Annotated in this window: 18 protein-coding genes; 17 read left to right on the top strand and 1 reads right to left on the bottom strand. The window is 45.8% G+C overall.

Annotated features, from left to right (window positions below; genetic code table 11):
- Position 1: 1 nt before the first annotated feature.
- The 14 genes from BLR65_RS12625 (at position 2) to BLR65_RS12690 (ending at position 12,472) form a co-directional block, all read left to right on the top strand.
- Positions 2-610, top strand: a complete 609-nt coding sequence (locus tag BLR65_RS12625; protein WP_093794547.1) for an XTP/dITP diphosphatase — start codon at positions 2-4, stop codon at positions 608-610.
- The gene (locus tag BLR65_RS12630; protein WP_093794548.1) at positions 607-1,083 is read left to right on the top strand and encodes a metallophosphoesterase; all 477 of its coding nucleotides are present in this window, start codon (positions 607-609) and stop codon (positions 1,081-1,083) included. The genes BLR65_RS12625 and BLR65_RS12630 overlap by 4 nt, the downstream gene beginning before the upstream one ends.
- Positions 1,084-1,249: 166 nt before the next feature.
- On the top strand, positions 1,250-1,663 hold the full coding sequence (locus BLR65_RS12635; protein WP_093794549.1) for an RDD family protein: 414 nt from the start codon (positions 1,250-1,252) through the stop codon (positions 1,661-1,663).
- A gap of 249 nt (positions 1,664-1,912) precedes the next feature.
- Positions 1,913-2,521, top strand: a complete 609-nt coding sequence (locus tag BLR65_RS12640) for an ABC transporter ATP-binding protein (protein ID WP_093794550.1) — start codon at positions 1,913-1,915, stop codon at positions 2,519-2,521.
- On the top strand, positions 2,496-3,173 hold the full coding sequence (locus BLR65_RS12645) for a heme exporter protein CcmB (RefSeq protein ID WP_093794551.1): 678 nt from the start codon (positions 2,496-2,498) through the stop codon (positions 3,171-3,173). The genes BLR65_RS12640 and BLR65_RS12645 overlap by 26 nt, the downstream gene beginning before the upstream one ends.
- A 20-nt stretch (positions 3,174-3,193) precedes the next feature.
- On the top strand, positions 3,194-3,841 hold the full coding sequence (gene ccsA, locus BLR65_RS12650; RefSeq protein WP_169716831.1) for a cytochrome c biogenesis protein: 648 nt from the start codon (positions 3,194-3,196) through the stop codon (positions 3,839-3,841).
- A complete protein-coding gene (locus BLR65_RS12655) occupies positions 3,838-4,212 on the top strand; it encodes a cytochrome c maturation protein CcmE domain-containing protein (RefSeq protein WP_093794552.1) in 375 nt (124 codons plus the stop codon). The genes ccsA and BLR65_RS12655 overlap by 4 nt, the downstream gene beginning before the upstream one ends.
- Positions 4,213-4,454: 242 nt before the next feature.
- Positions 4,455-6,116 carry an FAD-dependent oxidoreductase gene (locus BLR65_RS12660; RefSeq protein WP_211285115.1) on the top strand — a complete coding sequence of 554 codons (1,662 nt, stop codon included), beginning with the start codon at positions 4,455-4,457 and terminating at the stop codon, positions 6,114-6,116.
- A gap of 47 nt (positions 6,117-6,163) precedes the next feature.
- Entirely contained in the window at positions 6,164-7,840 is a 1,677-nt protein-coding gene (locus tag BLR65_RS12665; protein ID WP_093794554.1) for an FAD-dependent oxidoreductase, read from the top strand.
- Positions 7,841-7,877: 37 nt separating this feature from the next.
- The gene (locus tag BLR65_RS12670) at positions 7,878-9,542 is read left to right on the top strand and encodes an FAD-dependent oxidoreductase (RefSeq protein WP_093794555.1); all 1,665 of its coding nucleotides are present in this window, start codon (positions 7,878-7,880) and stop codon (positions 9,540-9,542) included.
- Between the two features lie 95 nt (positions 9,543-9,637).
- Positions 9,638-10,180, top strand: a complete 543-nt coding sequence (locus tag BLR65_RS12675) for a cytochrome c3 family protein (protein WP_093794556.1) — start codon at positions 9,638-9,640, stop codon at positions 10,178-10,180.
- A 26-nt stretch (positions 10,181-10,206) separates the two neighbouring features.
- Positions 10,207-10,515 carry a hypothetical protein gene (locus BLR65_RS12680; protein ID WP_143122569.1) on the top strand — a complete coding sequence of 103 codons (309 nt, stop codon included), beginning with the start codon at positions 10,207-10,209 and terminating at the stop codon, positions 10,513-10,515.
- Positions 10,516-10,553: 38 nt separating this feature from the next.
- Positions 10,554-10,760, top strand: coding sequence for a Sec-independent protein translocase subunit TatA/TatB (locus BLR65_RS12685; RefSeq protein WP_093794558.1), 207 nt, complete (start codon positions 10,554-10,556; stop codon positions 10,758-10,760).
- 98 nt (positions 10,761-10,858) lie between these two features.
- Positions 10,859-12,472, top strand: coding sequence for an FAD-dependent oxidoreductase (locus BLR65_RS12690; protein ID WP_093794559.1), 1,614 nt, complete (start codon positions 10,859-10,861; stop codon positions 12,470-12,472).
- 78 nt (positions 12,473-12,550) lie between these two features.
- Here BLR65_RS12690 and BLR65_RS12695 read toward each other — a convergent pair whose 3' ends face one another.
- Positions 12,551-13,471 (bottom strand): LysR family transcriptional regulator, encoded by a 921-nt coding sequence (locus tag BLR65_RS12695; protein ID WP_093794560.1) that lies wholly within the window; start codon positions 13,469-13,471, stop codon positions 12,551-12,553.
- A 196-nt stretch (positions 13,472-13,667) separates the two neighbouring features.
- Here BLR65_RS12695 and BLR65_RS12700 point away from each other — a divergent pair, with 196 nt between their 5' ends.
- From BLR65_RS12700 to BLR65_RS12710, 3 genes are read left to right on the top strand one after another with little or no spacing between them, the layout of a single operon-like run.
- Complete coding sequence (locus BLR65_RS12700) at positions 13,668-14,777, top strand: uroporphyrinogen decarboxylase family protein (RefSeq protein WP_093794561.1); 1,110 nt, start codon at positions 13,668-13,670, stop codon at positions 14,775-14,777.
- 44 nt (positions 14,778-14,821) lie between these two features.
- Positions 14,822-16,015: an MFS transporter gene (locus BLR65_RS12705; protein WP_093794562.1), complete on the top strand. Its 1,194-nt coding sequence runs from the start codon at positions 14,822-14,824 to the stop codon at positions 16,013-16,015.
- A 15-nt stretch (positions 16,016-16,030) separates the two neighbouring features.
- Positions 16,031-16,483 carry a cupin domain-containing protein gene (locus BLR65_RS12710; RefSeq protein ID WP_093794563.1) on the top strand — a complete coding sequence of 151 codons (453 nt, stop codon included), beginning with the start codon at positions 16,031-16,033 and terminating at the stop codon, positions 16,481-16,483.
- The last annotated feature ends 66 nt before the right edge of the window (positions 16,484-16,549 follow it).

Here is a 16,549-nt window from a genome sequence, read left to right on the forward strand (position 1 = left end):
TGTGACGAAAGCTGTAAAAGAGATTATAGTAGCCACCAAAAATGCCGGTAAAGTGGCTGAGTTTAAGATGGCGCTAAGCGGGCTGCCATATAAACTACAGTCGCTGGCTGATCTGGGAAATTTTCCTGAGGCGCCGGAAAACGGAGAGACCTTTGCGGAAAATGCAGGTTCCAAAGCAAAATTTTATGCGCGACTGACCGGCAAGTTATGTCTGGCCGATGATTCCGGCCTGGAAGTCGATTATCTGAAAGGCGCGCCTGGAGTCTATTCAGCCAGATACGCCGGCGACCATGCCGGCGATCAGGCAAATAATGAAAAACTGCTTACTCATTTACTTGGTGTGCCGCTGGAAAAACGTACAGCCCGCTTCCGCTGTGTACTGGTACTTGCCGATGCCGAGAAGATATGGTGCAGCACGGATGGCACGGTGGAAGGGGTAATTTTGACTGAGCCGCGCGGTAATCAGGGGTTTGGCTATGATCCATTGCTCTTTGTTCCCGGGCTGGGGCGTACATTAGCCGAGTTGTCGCCGGCAGAAAAAAATGAAATCAGCCATCGTGGACGGGCCATCAAAAAATTAGTTACGCAATTGGCGGCGCTGGAAAAATGAGAATCGGCGTTGTCAGTGATACACATGGCGACACATATATGCTGAAAAAGGTAATTGCTGCCGCCGGTCAGGTTGAGCGCTGGCTTCATGCCGGCGACTACTATCAGGATGGCTGGCGGCTGCAAAAACTGACCGGCTTGCCGGTAACTGTGATTGCCGGTAATTGTGACCGGGCGGCAATGGTACCTGCCGATGAATATATTGAAGTTGCCGGTAAAACCATCTGGATGACGCATGGTCATTGTTATCATGTAAAGTATGGAATGGATGACCTGACTTTTTGGGCAAAAGAGTATGAAGCCAGTGTTGTCGTTTTCGGCCATACCCATATTCCGTATAACAGCCGGCATGAGGGAATTTTGCTGTTTAATCCCGGCAGTCCCAGTTCACCCAGGGGCGGGTCAGAGCCAAGCTTCGGTATTCTGGAAATAAGTGAAAATGGCTTTATAGAAGGATCTATTATGGAACTTTAACCTCGCTGCCGCAGCGGGGTTCTTTTTTTAAAGAGAAAGTATATCTTTCTGTAGATAGACTGACTCTATGCATAAAGAAGTCAGACGGCTTGACTTTTATCACTAACATGAACTATTGCGCATATATTACTACATCCGGGTAATTTAGAATAAAGGGGGGGAAAATATGGGTATTCCTGTTAAAGGGGCAGGGGTTGGTATTCGCGCTTTGGCAACCATCATTGACGGTATTATTCTAGGCGTTATTGGCGGGATAATAGCGGCTGTGCTCGGAACCGGTCTGAGCGGCGGTCATCTTGGCGGTTCCTATTATTTTTGGTTACTGGTAGCTGGTTTTTGTTATTATACCTACTTTGAAAGCAGTAGGGGGGCAACTCCCGGCAAATTATTGTGTGGACTTAAAGTTATCAAAGTCGACGGTACTGACTGTGATATTCGTACAGCCGCCATGCGGACGGTTTGCCGGATTATTGACGGCCTGATTGCTTATCTGGTTGCCGCAATTTTTGTTTGGTCAACAGATTTGAATCAGCGTCTGGGAGATAAGCTGGCTGATACTCTAGTGATTAAAATTAAGTAGAATAAAATGGAGAGAATATGCTTCCGTAAAGGCTGGCAGGTTCTCTCCATTTTGATTTATGGGGAGCACAAATTATTGGACGGGTGAAACAGAATGCTTCATTTATTTTTAATAAATTTCAGTTAAATTAGGTATATATGGCAGGATTTTTATCTAAATTAACTAATTAGTAATCTTACGCAGACTACAAAATATTTCGCATAAATAGTTGAGGATAAGAAACAAAAGGCAGGCGGAGAAGATGTACTTATGAGAATTGTGTTGGACAAAGTTGGTAAACGGTATGGCGATAAACTGCTATTTTCTGATATAAGTGCCGAAATTGCCGGAGGGCAGTGTGTGGCGGTAACCGGTTGCAATGGTTCCGGCAAGTCAACGTTGCTTAAAATTATTGCCGGCCTGATTCGGCCAAGTGGCGGCTCTGTATGTTTTTCTGGGGATAATATCCTTGATTCCGGGCAGCGAAGAGACTATACCGGTTTGGTATCCCCTGATATGGCAATGTATTCGGCACTTTCAGGAGTGGAAAACATTGTCTTTTGGGCAAAAATGCGCAAAATAGCTTGTTCTCAAGCGGAAGTAGCGGAGTTATGCCGGCAATTTGGCCTGGGGGAGGCCGGGCGTGAACGGGTGAACACCTACTCTACAGGTATGTGCCAGCGATTAAAGCTAGCGGTTATTAAGGTGATTAATCCGCCTGTGTGGCTGTTGGACGAACCTTCTTCCAATTTAGACGGCAATGGGAAAATCCTTGTTAAAGAACTGATAGCAAGTGCAATGAAACAGAATGCTGCCGTGATACTTGCCACCAATGAAGAGGAGGAGGTTTTGTATGCCAGCAGCAAAATTAAGCTTTAGTAATGCGGTATGGGCCATACTGCTCAAAGACGGGGTATGTGAGTTTAGGACAAGGTATGCGGTGGGAGCCTTAGTTATGTTTGCATTAACCGCCTTGTCAAGTGTCAGCCTGGCCATGGCCGGAGCTGCGTTACCGCCGGAGTTTGCCGCAGCCCTTCTTTGGGTTGTATTGTTTTTTTGTGCTATGGCCGGTTTAGCCCGGGTATTTGTTCAGGAACAGGAAACCGGAACAATACTGGGACTTAGGCTGTATGCTCCGGGGGAGGCAGTATTTTGTGGAAAATTATTGTTTAACCAGATACTTTTACTTTGTTTATCTTGCTTGGCCGTCCCTTTGTTTGTTATTTTTCTTAATGTCAATATTGATGAGTGGATTGGTTTTACTCTGCTCTTGGCTTTGGGGATAACCGGGATAGCGGCAGTATCTACGTTGACGGCCTCGATAGTAATGTACGCACAAAGTAAACAGGCTATTTTTACCGTATTGACATTTCCTGTGCTCTTACCTCAATTTCTGAGTGCTATCAATGCTACCGCCAAGGTATTGGCAGGTGGCGCACCGGAAATGGCAGAACTGGTATTTATGGCAGGCTATGATGCGGCCATTGTAGCGGCAGGGATACTTTTGTTTGACTATATTTGGCAGGAGTAGGAGGCTCTATGAATCGTAAAATGATGGCAGCAATAATTGCTTTATGGATTTCAGGCGTAATTTATGCGGTGTTTTATTTGGTGCCACCGGCTGAAGGAATGGGGTATCTTGTTCGTATTGCATTTTTCCATATTCCGGTAGCCTGGGTTTCGGTACTTGCTTTTTTGGTGTCGGCGGTGGCCGCCGGACAGTATCTGAGAACGCGGCAACTAAAATTTGATTGGATAAGCGCGTGCTCGGCAAAACTTGGACTTGTTTTTTGCCTGCTGGCTACTGTAAGCGGTGCCGTGTTTGCCAAGCTAACCTGGGGAGCTTATTGGAACTGGGATCCTCGCCAGACAACAATTTTTATTTTGCTTTTATTATATGGTGCGTATTTGGCGCTTCGCAGCGCCATTGAAGAAGAAGATCGGCGGGCTGCCGTGGCGGCTGTCTACGCGCTCTTATCCTTTTTGACCGTTCCTTTTCTGGTTTTTGTTATTCCCCGCATGTATTTTTCCCTTCATCCTGAAACCGTGCTTAACAGTAGCGGCAAAGTAGACATGGAACCGCTAATGCTGTACGTATTGCTAGCTGCCGTAGTTGGCTGCACGGCCCTGTACGGTCTTCTGCTTGCCAGAAATATTGCCGAAAAAACGGGGCCAACAGGAAAGGGGTTGGACAGATGAAAAAAGGTCGGCTGTTATGTTTGGTTATTATTGCCGGATTTATTGGTTACAGTATTTTTATGTACCAAAGTTCATTAACTCCTTATGTTACTTTTGCCCAAGCTAAAAGCGCCAAAAGTGCCGTCCAGGTAAAAGGAACACTGGCAACACCGCAGGTTACTCCAACAGAGGACGGTTCCGGCATTGCCTTTGTGCTGCGGGATGAAGCAGGCGAAGAAGTAACCGTGACTTATCATGGCGCCAAACCTGATGGAATGGAGAAGGCTACCGGCATCGTTGCGATAGGTAAATACAACAATGGGCGTTTTTTGGCAGACAAAGTGCTTGTTAAATGTCCATCTAAATATCAGGGATCGGTGAATAATAAGTAATTTCATTAAACAAAAGGAATCACTACTTTTAGCATTTTGCTAGAGGTAGTGATTTCTTTTGTTTGTCTTATAGCCAGCTTTTGAGAATGAAGATATTTGTAAAAAAAATACAAATAATCTAATTTCCGTATATCAGTAAGGTAATATTTGAATTTTACACTCCTAATAATTCGTTCTATCATAACTAATAGAATATTTTGTAAAGTCTGCGTGTGTAACAACGTGCTAATGAAGGAGCTAAAATGATGAGTTCTGACAAGAAAACATTCAAAGGAATTTCACGACGGGATTTTTTTAAAGGGAGTGCACTTACGGTGGCAGGCATCGCTGCCGGCGGTTTGTTAGTCGGCTGCGGCAAGCCAAAACAGGAAGCTGCTCAAACACAAGCAGAAAAATTAAGAAAATATAGTTGGGAGACACCGCCTGCGCCAATTCCAGCCTCCCAAATCAAGGAGACCATTCAGGCAGATGTTGTTGTTGTCGGCTCTGGTCTGGCTGGTTTGTCTGCGGCACTGCGGGCTGCCGAGAATGGCGCAAAGGTTGCCGTGCTTGAAAAAAATACTACATGGACTGGTCGCGGCGGTCACTTTGGCGTAGCAGAATCACGAGAAATGAAAAAGGCCGGCCTGGTCAATGACAAAAAGCTGCTGGTCCGGGACTGGGTAGCACGCACCGGTAACCGGGCCAAGGAGGAACTCGTATGGCTCTTTGTCAACAATAGCGGGGGAGCGATGGACTGGTTTCTTCCTAAAGCCGAAGCAGCACAACTTACCCCTGTATTATTTACCGGTTATTATAAAGGTCCTAACTATACTGAGTATCCCGGCACTCATTTGTTTCGTGGCGGTCCAATGGCGAAAAAAGGAAATCCGGGAGCGGATGTTAGCTTAGTTCTTTATAATGAGGCCGTTAAACTGGGGGTAACATTTTACTTTAAAACACCCGGAGAACAGCTTGTCAAGGAAGGTGACCGGGTGGTTGGCGTTGTTGCTAAGGCTAGTGACGGTTATAAACGTTTTAATGCTGCTAAAGGCGTTATCCTGGCAACAGGAGATATCGGCGGTAATCAGGAAATGTGTGAAGCCTATGCACCGCTGGCGCTTAAAGCCAATGAATCTCAATATATACCTGTTGGTATGAACACAGGGGATGGACATAAGATGGGGATGTGGGCCGGCGGTGCCATGGAGGATGCGCCATTCGCGACAGCGATTCATCCGCAGGCTTTTTCGTTTTTAAGTTATTTTTTCCTTTTTGTCAATCAACAGGGCAAACGTTTTATGAATGAGGATACCTGGGTTCAGGCAAAATCGCTTGAAACTATGCGGCAACCAGAGGGACCTTGGGCTTTTAGTATTTATGATGCAAAATGGCCGGAAGAAGTTAAGGCAAGCCTGCCGATTGGCGGCGGTATGTTCTGGGATTGGATGGGACATATCCATGGTGAAGAGTGGAAACCTGACATGGATCAAAAATTTCTTCAGGGTTACCTTGAAGAAGGAAAGAAAGCCTGGAAAGCGGATACTCTTGATGAACTTGCCGGTAAAATTGGTGTTCCGGCAGATGTATTTAAGGCGACGGTCGCTCGCTACAACGAGTTGGCCAAAACTAAGGAAGACACTGACTTTGGCAAGCGGCCGGAGCTTTTAACTACAATTGAAAAACCGCCATTTTATGCCAATAAATTTGGTGGTGCCTTACTGGTAGTTACTGCAGGGCTGAATGTTGACACTAAGCTGCGGGTTCTTGATGCCAAGCAGAACCCAATTCCCGGCCTGTACGCAGTGGGAAATGTTTCCGGAGGGCTATACGGAGTAGACTACCCGACGATTATTGATGGCAACAGTCATGGCCGTGCGTTAACCTGGGGCTATCTGGCTGGTAAAAACGTACTTGAAGGCTAATAAATTTGCTTATCTATTTTCAATGTCGGGGTGTGGGAGGAGATTTAATGACTCTTAAGGATAAGTCCAGGAGAAGAATCTCCCGGAGAGACTTTTTTAAAGGCAGTGCGCTAGGCGTTATTGGAGTTGCCTCTGCCGGATTATTAGCCGGTTGTGGCAAACAAACGACAGCTGGAGCGAAGACGAACGGTCAAGTTCCCCAGGGTTCACCTAAGTATAGTTTTGAGGTGCCGCCGCCGCCGATTCCGGAAAGTGATATTAAGCAAACGGTAACAGTTGATGTTGTAATAATCGGTGCAGGTCCGTCCGGAATGAGTGCTGCCGTTTCGGCGGTCGAAGCGGGTGCTAAAGTCGTTGTGATTGCAAAGACTGAGAAACTAAGCGCTCGCGGTGAGCATAATTTCGCCATTAATACCCGAATGATGAAAGAGGCTGGTCTTACATTTGATGTTGCGGCTGCCTACAAAAGAATGTTACAGCTACATTCACACAATGTTAATGAAGATCTATGGTGGCTCTTTGCGAACAAAAGTGGTGAGGCTATGGACTGGGTTACGGATAAGGCGCTGGCGGCCGGTTTGAAACCTGTCCTTTATGCCGGCTGGTCTAAGGACCCAATTTCGGGAGAGTATCCAGGTACACATGAGTTCTATGGCCCCAATGCATCAGGCCGGGGAACTACGGAAATTGATATTGTCGCCGCTTTTGAAGCCGAAGCTAAGAAGAAGGGTGTGGAGTTTTACTATAATACCCGTGCCGAACAATTGATAAAAGACGGTAACGGGCGGGTTATCGGAACAGTCGCCAAGAGTAAGGATGGTTCGTATATCAAATTTGTCGGCAATAAGGGTGTAATTTTAGCAACCGGTGATTATGCCAGTGATAAGGAAATGATGGCCCGCTATTGCCCGCTCGGTGCGCAGGCGCATGTGGTCTCGGCGGTTACTCCGGGTGGTATGAGTTCCGGCGACGGCCATAAGATGGGGCTGTGGGCCGGCGGGGCAATGCAAAAAGCTGAACCGCACGCCGCGATGATATTTACCGCAGCCGGACCGGCGCCCTATTTCAATCTTCATGTAAACAAGTTTGCCAAACGATTTGCCAACGAAGATCTTCCGCATACACACTCGGCCGTGACAATCCTGCAGCAGCCTGACCGTTTGGCTTATACGATTTGGGACGCCAACTTCATTGAGCAACTGGCCTCCACTATTTCCACCCACAGCGGCACAGAATGGGACTATCCCCACCGGGTAGTGGGAGAGAAGTGGGAACCGGACGAGGCGCTGAAAGGCTGGGAGAACTTAATAAAGGCCGAACGGCTCTTTAAAGCAGATACGATTGAGGAACTTGCGGAAAAATTGCAGCTTCCCGTTGATGCTCTCAAGGAAACTATTGCCCGCTACAACAAATTTGCGAAGGCTGGCAATGACGAGGACTACCACAAAAGCGCTGATCTTTTATTTCCAATTGAAAAACCGCCTTTCTATGGCGGACAGTTACGTACAGTAACGCTTGTTACCGTAGGCGGACTTAGTGTCAACACGAAGCTGCAGGTTTTGGATAAGGACGCCAAGCCGGTTCCCGGTCTTTATGCAGTCGGAACTGTTTCCGGAGATTTTTTTGCTAACATTTATACCACGCATTTTCCCGGCTGGAATCTTGGACGTTGTTTCACCTGGGGCTATCTCGCCGGCAAAACCGTAGCAGCAGAAAAAGGTTAAGATTATTGAATCATCATATGTGAAAGGAGTTGCCGATATGCACTCTAAAGAAAAAAATTCAAAGACAATCTCGCGTAGAGATTTTTTTAAAGGAAGCGCGCTAGCCGCAGTGGGAGTTGCCGCCGGCGGATTGTTAGCCGGCTGTGGAAAGTCCAAAAAAACGGAGGATCCGGCGAAAGAAACAAAAGCGGGGGGGAAAGCCGGCTTTGAAGTGCCGCCCGCACCAATTGCGGACAAGGATATTAAGAAGACCATATCTGCGGATGTCGTTGTGGTCGGGGCCGGGATGTCAGGGTTGTGTGCCGCTTTATCGGCGGCGGAAACAGGCGCCAAGGTTGTTGTGTTAGAAAAGCGCGAGACATTTTCAGCCCGTGGCATGCACATTGCGGCTATCGGCACCAAGACCCAGGAAAAATATGGTGTGACAATTAACAAGAAACAGGGAATCAGAGATATCATTAAGTGGTCAGGCAGTAGAGTGAAACAAGAACTGCATTGGCTGTGGGCCAATAAGAGCGGCGAGGCAATGAACTGGCTTACGGCTATGACCGAGGCCGAAGGGTATGAGACAACACTGTGGGCTGCCGCCTATAAAGGGCCGGACTATTATGAATATCCCGGAATAACTCATACGGTTTTGGGGCCAAGTTTCGCCAAATATGACAATAATCATGATGTGCTTGCCGTGTTAGAGAAACACGCCAAGGAAAAAGGCGTTAACTTTCAATATCAAACCCAGGCGGCGCAATTAGTTCGGCCCGATAAGGGCAGAGTGACGGCAGTCATCGGTAAAAATGCGGCAGGCTATACAAAATTTGAGGCTAAAAGCGGAGTCATACTCTGTTGCGGCGACTATGCGGCCGATCAGGAGATGGTAGATCGATACTGTCCGCTCGCCAATAAAGTGGAAGCCAAAATATATACTCCGGTTGGTGCTAACACCGGGGACGGGCATAAGCTGGGGTTGTGGGCCGGCGCGGCGATGCAAAAAGATGAGCCGCATGCCGCTATGATCCATACACAAGCCGGAGCTTGGAGTTATTGTTTCCTGCATGTAAATAAAAATGGGGAGCGGTACTCCAACGAGGACGCGACCCCGCAGGCAGTGTGCATGGCCAAGATGGAGCAGCCCGACCGGGTGGCTTGGGCGGTATATGACGACCGGTTCTTAGATGAACTGCCGAAAACGGTGGAAATCGGCGGCGGCATGTTCTGGGATCAAGTAGCGAGGACATGGGGGCACCCTTGGAGCCGGGAATCGGAAGAAAGACTGCTTAAAAGGCATCTTGACGCCGGACTGGTAGTTAAGGCAGACACATTAGATGAGTTGGCGCAAAAAATGCAAGTGCCTGCCGACAAATTGAAAGCCACGGTAGCAAGGTATAATGAATTGGCAAAGAACAAGGAAGATGTTGATTTTGGCAAACGTTCGGAACTGTTGTTCCCTATTGATAAGCCGCCGTTCTATGCCGGTCAGTTTAAGAGCGCGTTGCTGACAATTGTCGGCGGTTTAAGTATTAATAACAAAATGCAGGTATTGGATCAAGAGGATAATGCTATTCCGGGGCTGTATGCGGCCGGAAACACGGCCGGTGATTTCTTCGGCAACGACTATCCAACATTATTTCCCGGACACAGCCATGGCCGCTGTATTACCTTTGGACGCCTTGCCGGTTTGAATGCTGCGGCTGATAAAGTTTAAGTTACATCAACAAACGAAAGGAAGGCCCTGCCTGACAACACAAAAGCGAGTTGGTCAAGCAGGGCTTGCCAGGAATATAGAGGTGAGCGTAGTCTATGGAATCAGAGTCTTTGAAAAAGAAAGGTTTTCGTGAAAGATTTTTACAAAAAAAGATATTGCTTATATTGCTAGTATTGGTTGTGGTTGTTGGCGGGGGCGGCTATGCAGCAATGGAAGTGGCTAGCGGTAATCCGGCATTTTGTGCGAATTGCCACAATATGCAACCGTATTATGATTCATGGAGCAATAGCAATCTTTTGGCGAAGAAACATGCCGATGCCAAGGTGAACTGTCATGATTGTCATGAGCCTTCTTTTAGCCAGCAAGCCGAAGAAGGGTTCAAATATGTAACCGGCGACTTTGAAGAGCCGATGCAGCAGCAAAAGTTTCCCAAGGAAATGTGCTTGAAGTGCCATGATTATGAAAAAGTAAAGGCTAAAACAAGTTCGGATAAATATAACCCACATGATTCGCACAATGGCGAACAAGAATGTTATACCTGCCATAGCATGCATCGGCAGTCGACAGTGCAGTGTGCACAGTGTCACTCAGCCGCTTGGATGAAAAATCTGGATGGCAGCTGGAAAAAAGGTAAGTAGGCGGTAGTTTCCGCTAGCAAGGAAGCGTGAGATTAATGTTGGGATATGTAGCAATTGTTTTGGCTTTTTTAACTACAGGGGCTGCCGCGATTTTCTATTTGCTAGCCTGTCTGAAACATTCCAATCAGCGTAAAGAAAGATCCATGTCTGGTAATGAAAAAAAAGGTAGGCTGTTTTGCTGCTTAGCTTTCGGGATGATCAGTTTGGCCAGCGTTTATTTATTTTTAGCGATAGTTTCCGTTATGCTTATGTTTAGTTTGGCTGGGTACTGTCCTTATTACCCTGGGCACTGGCTGGGCAGCAATAAAACAAAGACGGAACATATTGGACAATAGTATTGGCATTTCAAATAAAACGACAAGGATGTGAAGCAATGTTAAATTTTAGCATACCGGAATTGGCTATGATCCTAGTGATCGCTTTAATTGTTTTTGGACCGGGAAAATTACCCGAAGTAGGCAAATCGCTGGGCAAAGGACTGGGTGAATTGCGCCGGGCTGTAAACAACGAGCCAACCGAAAAAGAAGTAACCACGATTCAGGCTGCGACAGTGGACAAGAACTCAATGGAAACCAAATAGGCTGTAAATTATTGAAAATAGTATCCGTCTGCACGTCTCAATGCGTTATGTTAGGCGAGCTGATGTACAAACAAGTGTAAAAGATTGGAGGAATTCTCATGAATTCTGAAGGCAAACCCCAAAGAAAAATCTCACGGAGAGATTTTTTCAAAGGCAGCGCTATTGCCGCTATGGGAGTAGCTGCCGGAGGGATATTAGCCGGGTGTGGTAAACCGGCTACATCACAGGCACCCGCCAAAGCAGAAACTTCGGGAAAAGCCAGTTTTGAGGTGGCTCCTCCTCCTATCGCCGATAAAGATATCAAGGAAACGGTTACGGCTGACGTAGTGATTATAGGAGCGGGGACAGCCGGAATGGCGGCTGCCTTATCGGCGGTAGAGGCCGGCGTTAATACCATTCTCATTGAAAAACATACTACTTTTAACGCCCGCGGTGGCTGGAATGGCGCTATTGGCACTAAAGTGCAGAAAAGAGAAGGAATTGAAATCGATAAAGCGCAAGTTGTTAACGAATTGGTGAGCTACGCCAGCAACAAAGTTAATGGTAAGTTAATCAGACTTTGGGCTGACAAAAGCGGCGAAGTGATGGATCATCTCATTGATATGGCTGAAGCGGAAGATATGCAGATTAAATTATGGTTTGAGAATGTCAAGAGACCCAACGGTTACAGAGAATATGTTACCGGGCATACATTTAACGGCCCCAAACAAGCCAATCTGGTCGGGCTGATGGAAAAACATGTGAAAAGTAAAGGCGGAAATATTCGTTATTCTATGCCGGCAGCGCAGTTGATTCGTGAAGGTAAGGGACGGGTTACCGGTGTAATTGCCGGCAGTGCGGGAAAGTATACTAAATTTATTGCGAAAAAAGCGGTAATTCTTTGTACAGGCGATTATGGTCATGACGAAGAGATGATGAAAAAATATTGCCCTAAAGGATTAGATGTTGATACCAATGTGTATACCCCTCCTGTAAACACGGGCGACGGTCACAAAATGGGGTTGTGGATTGGTGCGGCCATGCAAGAGGATGCCCCCCACGCCCCTATGATTCACAATCTTGGCGGCGCGCCGCTGTCATCTAATCCGTTTTTGCGTATTAATGCGTTAGGTGAACGCTATGAAAACGAAGATGTTTCTGTTCCGCAGCTGTGCAACTCGATTCAACTGCAGCCGGGGAATAAAGCCTGGTATATATTCGATGCTAAATATGCAGAGGAAGTAGGAAAAATGGGTGCCGGTTTTGCCCGCAGAACAAGCGTTACAGATGGTATGCGCAAGGAGCTTCAGGAATGCCTTGAAGATGGGCGGGCATTTACGGCTAATACGATCGAAGAATTGGCGCAAAAATTAGAAATTCCTGTCGATGCATTTAAAAGCACTGTAGAAAGATATAATATTATGGCGAAAAAAGGAGAAGATCTTGACTACGGCAAACAACGTGAATGCCTGACAACGGTAGAAAAACCACCTTTTTATGCCGGTAAAATTCCAACTGTACTCCTGGTTACTCTCGGTGGACTTAGGACAAATATAAATTTGCAAGTACTTGATACGGAAGGAAAAATCATTCCCGGGCTATACGCTGCCGGCAATGTTGGCGGCGATTTCTACGCGAATGATTATCCTGTCATTGTTCCTGGCCTTAGTCATGGCCGTTGTTTAACTTTTGGGTATCTTGCCGGCCGGAATGCGGCGGCAGAAAAACTATAAGTTTTACAAAAAATAAGGACAAGCAAAAAACAGTCAAACAGGCTTTCGAAAAGCTTGTTTGACTGTTTTTTTATTGGATCAACTTACAGGAAGCAGGTTTGACGGGGACGGAAGCTTAACAGCATCAATTTCTTTAATAAATAAGGGAATTGCCGGGTGAGGATTGTTTTTGTTCCAAATAATTGCTATGTTTCCGTAAGCGTCTTTGCCGGACATAAAAATAAAATGAATACCGGGTCTTATCATCCGCAACAAGACAGGATCTCCGCCGATAATGGCAACACCCAATCCGGCTTTAACTTGCCAGAGCATAGTATCAAAAGTAGCGGATTTGCAAGCAACCTTTGGTATAAAATCGGCCTTTTCACAGTGTTTATAAAACCATTCGCTTGCTTGGGGATATCTGTTTTTGTCAATTAGAATAAAACTTTCCTGTTTCATATCCGCAATATTAAGGCATTGGCGGTCGGTATAAGGATGATTGGGCGGCAGCAGGAATCCAACCCGGTGCCGGCTTACCACAAGGTGCATAAAATTAGAGTTGAACTCGTTGCCGAAAAATCCGGTAAATCCGATGTCAAACTCATCATGTTTTAGTGCATTCTCCATCTCCGCGATCGGAAAAATGCGAAAATCCAGTCGAATATTTGGATACAGCGCCGAAAATTTTTTTATAATTACCGGTAAAATGGAATATTCGACTCCAAAACATCCAAGTCTTAAGACTTTTTGAAAACCAGTGTTAGCTGTACGTGATTTGGCAAAGACGTCATTGAGTTTGTCCATAAGTGGCTCAACTTCCTGCAATAAAACAAGGCCGGCCGGTGTTAAGCGAACCGTCCGATTGCTGCGAATGAATAATTGCACGCCCAATTCTTTTTCCAAAACGGAGATTTGCCGGCTTAATACGGATTGGGCAATAAAAAGCTGTTTGGCCGCTTCGGTAAAGTTCAATCGATGGGCGGTAGTGATAAAAGCGCGCAAAAAAGAGATATCCATGTCAGTTGCCCCCTTATTTTGCTGAAATTTGTACTTTTTGGAATTATATAATTATTATTATAAATGTAAAATTTTAATTTGCAACCATCTATTTTTAGTATTATTGCAAACAGTTTTTTGAATTTTACGTCTTTAATGTTTGGGATTATTCTATTACTAGAAACCATAAACCATAGAAAAGGAGAGAAAGAGTCAAATGAAAACAGGGCAAGAGTTGTACAATGAGCATTTAACCAGACTTAAAACTGCGGTAGCAATGCAAAAACCTGATAGAACGCCTATCTACATGCATGCGGGAGCGTTTGCCGTTAGACAGGCCGGCGGAGTGATGGCCGACCTGGTCACCAATATTGCAGATGGACAAAAGCTAGCTCTTAAAGGACTGCTGGCACTAGGCGATATTGACAGTGCGGATATTGTAGAATATCCAACTATTGCGGGAGTCCCTTTTCTTGCGCATGTCAAACTTCCCGGACAGGAACTGCCGCGCGATATGCAATGGCAGATTGATGAGCGCGGCGAGATGACAGAGGAAGATTACGACACAATTATTGATAAAGGGTGGAATTATTTTTTCACAGACTTCTGCAAAAGAAAATTAGGGAATGCGCTCGCAGAATTGCAGTCTTTTGGGAAAGTCAAGGAACAAGCGGAAAAAGAGTTTGCAGCTGCCGGCCTGGTGCAATTGTCATCTATTTTTGCCGGACCGGCTTTTGGCGCTATTTGCGGCGGACGTTCGATGGGCAAGTTCATGAGAGACTTACATAAGATACCTGATAAAGTAGAGGCAGCTTTGGAAGCTGCAATGGTAGATAAAATAGCAAACTTCCAACAACAGGTACGGGCAGCCGATCATCCCTTTTCTGCCATTTTAGCAGTGGGGCGTGGAGCAGGCGACTTTTTGACTAAGAAAAACTTTGATCGGTTTGTGTGGCCGCACATAAAAAAAATGACTGAGGTTATGGTGGCGGAAGGCGTTGTTGTTCATCTCCACATGGACATGTGCTGGGATCGCTTTTTGGATTATTTCCTGGAATTGCCAAAAGGTAAATGTATTTTTGCTCCCGACAGTTCGACTGATATTTTTAAAGCAAAAGAAATCTTGGGTAGACATATGTGCATAATGGGTGACGTATCCGCAGCACTTTTAACATTGGGTACGCCGGACGACGTATATAGCTACAGTAAGCGGCTGGTAGCTGAATTTGCCCCAAGCGGATTTATTATGGGTGCCGGTTGCTGTGTCCCGCTCAATGCTAAACTGGAAAATGTTAAGGCGATGGTTTCCGCTGCAACCGGTAAATAAACGAGTTAAAAAATTGATAATCGGACAGGAGAATTGATGGGAAAATGAGTGAACAAAAATACGGTCTTGTAACTAAGATGGCAGTATTATCAGTCGCGCTGTTATTATTTACTTCAGCCTCTACAACCCCTGCACTGGGGGCAATTGCCAAGGCTTTTCCCGACGTTAGTCCTGACACAATAAAACAAATTGCTTCATTGCCGTCATTAATGATGATTGTCGGGTCATTGCTTACCGGCCAGCTTGAACGTTTTATGAAAAAAAAGACGATATTATATATGGCGATGACAATACAGTTTCTTGGCGGTATAATTCCGGCATTCTTTGGTGATATGACTTTTATTCTGATTTGTCGGGCTATCTTTGGTATTGGCTATGGAATGGTATTTCCGCTTGCCTCTTCGTTAATAGCCGATTTGTTTGAAGGACAGGAACGGGATAGTCTGATGGGACTTAAAAGCGCCGTGGGCGCAGTTGCCGGTGTCGTTTTCCAAATGGTAGGTGCGTATTTAACCATCATTTCCTGGCGGCATACATTTTTTAGTTTCCTTTTGATCATTCCAATTTTCTTAATGATCGTATGCAAACTGCCTGAGCCGGAAAAAAAGGCGGCACCGAAACCGGCTGACGGTACTTCCCAAAAACTGTTAACGGCATCAACTTGGTATATCTGCATACTTAACTTGCTCTACAATGTGCTGCAGTTCTCTTTTATGACCAATATGGCCATCGTCATGGCTGAAAGCAAAATCGGAAATGCCGTTCAAGCAGGAATGGTACTGACCGCTTTTACTGCTGCCGCGTTTGTCGCCGGTTTGTTGTTTGGAAAGATATCCTTGCTGTTAAGACGCTTTACGATAGCGCTTGCTGTCGGCCTGGTTGGACTGTCTTTCCTTATATTGCTTAACGTGAATACCTATACAATGTTTTTAGTGGCAGGAGCTATTTTTGGCCTGGGATTTGGAATCTATAATCCGGCAATTACCTTGCTGGTAATCGGCAGTGCTCACAAATCCGCTGCGACGCGTGCTTTGTCCTATTTTGTTGCCCTGCTGGGTGTTGGACAGTTTCTGTCTCCTATCACCCTAAGTTTTATTACCAAGATAATTGGTCTGAAAGGTGTACTGGCTGCTTGGACAGTAGCGGCGCCAACCTTATTAATTGCCGCCGTGGTACTTATACTGGTAATAGCTTTTAGCAAACCCCAAGAGGCAAAAACTGCTAGTATGTATGATTAAAAGGGGATTATCAATATGGTTGTGAATTGTGATGGCAAGTATGGAAAATTTATTATACAAAATTTGCATGATCCCAACCTTGGCTCAGTCGATTTTCAAGCAATGTATAAGAAGTTTGCTAAGCGTGTACTCTGGATGGATTCTAATGTTGTTGAAGGTGCCTTTCAGATGAATACCGCGTGGTATTTTGCTGTTCCTGCCCAAGATCCTGTTTTCGAGGAACATGTCCATGATTATGACGAACTAATTGGCTTTTTTGGCAGTAACCCCAATGATCCCTATGAGCTTGGCGCTGAAATCGAAGTTACTATCAACGGCGAGAGACACTTCCTTACCCGTACATCAATGATTTTTGTGCCTGCCGGCATGCGGCATATGCCACTTAGTATCAAAAAGGTAAATCGCCCTGTTTTTCATTTTTCCATAGTAATGCATCCGGAGTATTCCGGTGGCGGTGCATATAAATAAACACAAAACTATAAAAAATATCCTCGGATTATCCATAAATCCGGGCCGTTTGGCCCGGATTTTGCA

It is taken from the genome of Sporomusa acidovorans (assembly GCF_900101845.1).
GTDB lineage: Bacteria > Bacillota > Negativicutes > Sporomusales > Sporomusaceae > Sporomusa > Sporomusa acidovorans.

Excerpts from the sequence above, each read along its gene's own strand:
- BLR65_RS12630 (WP_093794548.1), top strand. The coding sequence starts at position 607 with ATGAGAATCGGCGTTGTCAGTGATACACATGGCGACACATATATGCTG.
- BLR65_RS12635 (WP_093794549.1), top strand. The coding sequence starts at position 1,250 with ATGGGTATTCCTGTTAAAGGGGCAGGGGTTGGTATTCGCGCTTTGGCA.
- BLR65_RS12640 (WP_093794550.1), top strand. The coding sequence starts at position 1,913 with ATGAGAATTGTGTTGGACAAAGTTGGTAAACGGTATGGCGATAAACTG.
- BLR65_RS12645 (WP_093794551.1), top strand. The coding sequence starts at position 2,496 with ATGCCAGCAGCAAAATTAAGCTTTAGTAATGCGGTATGGGCCATACTG.
- ccsA (WP_169716831.1), top strand. The coding sequence starts at position 3,194 with ATGATGGCAGCAATAATTGCTTTATGGATTTCAGGCGTAATTTATGCG.
- BLR65_RS12655 (WP_093794552.1), top strand. The coding sequence starts at position 3,838 with ATGAAAAAAGGTCGGCTGTTATGTTTGGTTATTATTGCCGGATTTATT.
- BLR65_RS12660 (WP_211285115.1), top strand. The coding sequence starts at position 4,455 with ATGATGAGTTCTGACAAGAAAACATTCAAAGGAATTTCACGACGGGAT.
- BLR65_RS12665 (WP_093794554.1), top strand. The coding sequence starts at position 6,164 with ATGACTCTTAAGGATAAGTCCAGGAGAAGAATCTCCCGGAGAGACTTT.
- BLR65_RS12670 (WP_093794555.1), top strand. The coding sequence starts at position 7,878 with ATGCACTCTAAAGAAAAAAATTCAAAGACAATCTCGCGTAGAGATTTT.
- BLR65_RS12675 (WP_093794556.1), top strand. The coding sequence starts at position 9,638 with ATGGAATCAGAGTCTTTGAAAAAGAAAGGTTTTCGTGAAAGATTTTTA.
- BLR65_RS12685 (WP_093794558.1), top strand. The coding sequence starts at position 10,554 with ATGTTAAATTTTAGCATACCGGAATTGGCTATGATCCTAGTGATCGCT.
- BLR65_RS12690 (WP_093794559.1), top strand. The coding sequence starts at position 10,859 with ATGAATTCTGAAGGCAAACCCCAAAGAAAAATCTCACGGAGAGATTTT.
- BLR65_RS12695 (WP_093794560.1), bottom strand. The coding sequence starts at position 13,471 with ATGGATATCTCTTTTTTGCGCGCTTTTATCACTACCGCCCATCGATTG.
- BLR65_RS12700 (WP_093794561.1), top strand. The coding sequence starts at position 13,668 with ATGAAAACAGGGCAAGAGTTGTACAATGAGCATTTAACCAGACTTAAA.
- BLR65_RS12705 (WP_093794562.1), top strand. The coding sequence starts at position 14,822 with ATGAGTGAACAAAAATACGGTCTTGTAACTAAGATGGCAGTATTATCA.
- BLR65_RS12710 (WP_093794563.1), top strand. The coding sequence starts at position 16,031 with ATGGTTGTGAATTGTGATGGCAAGTATGGAAAATTTATTATACAAAAT.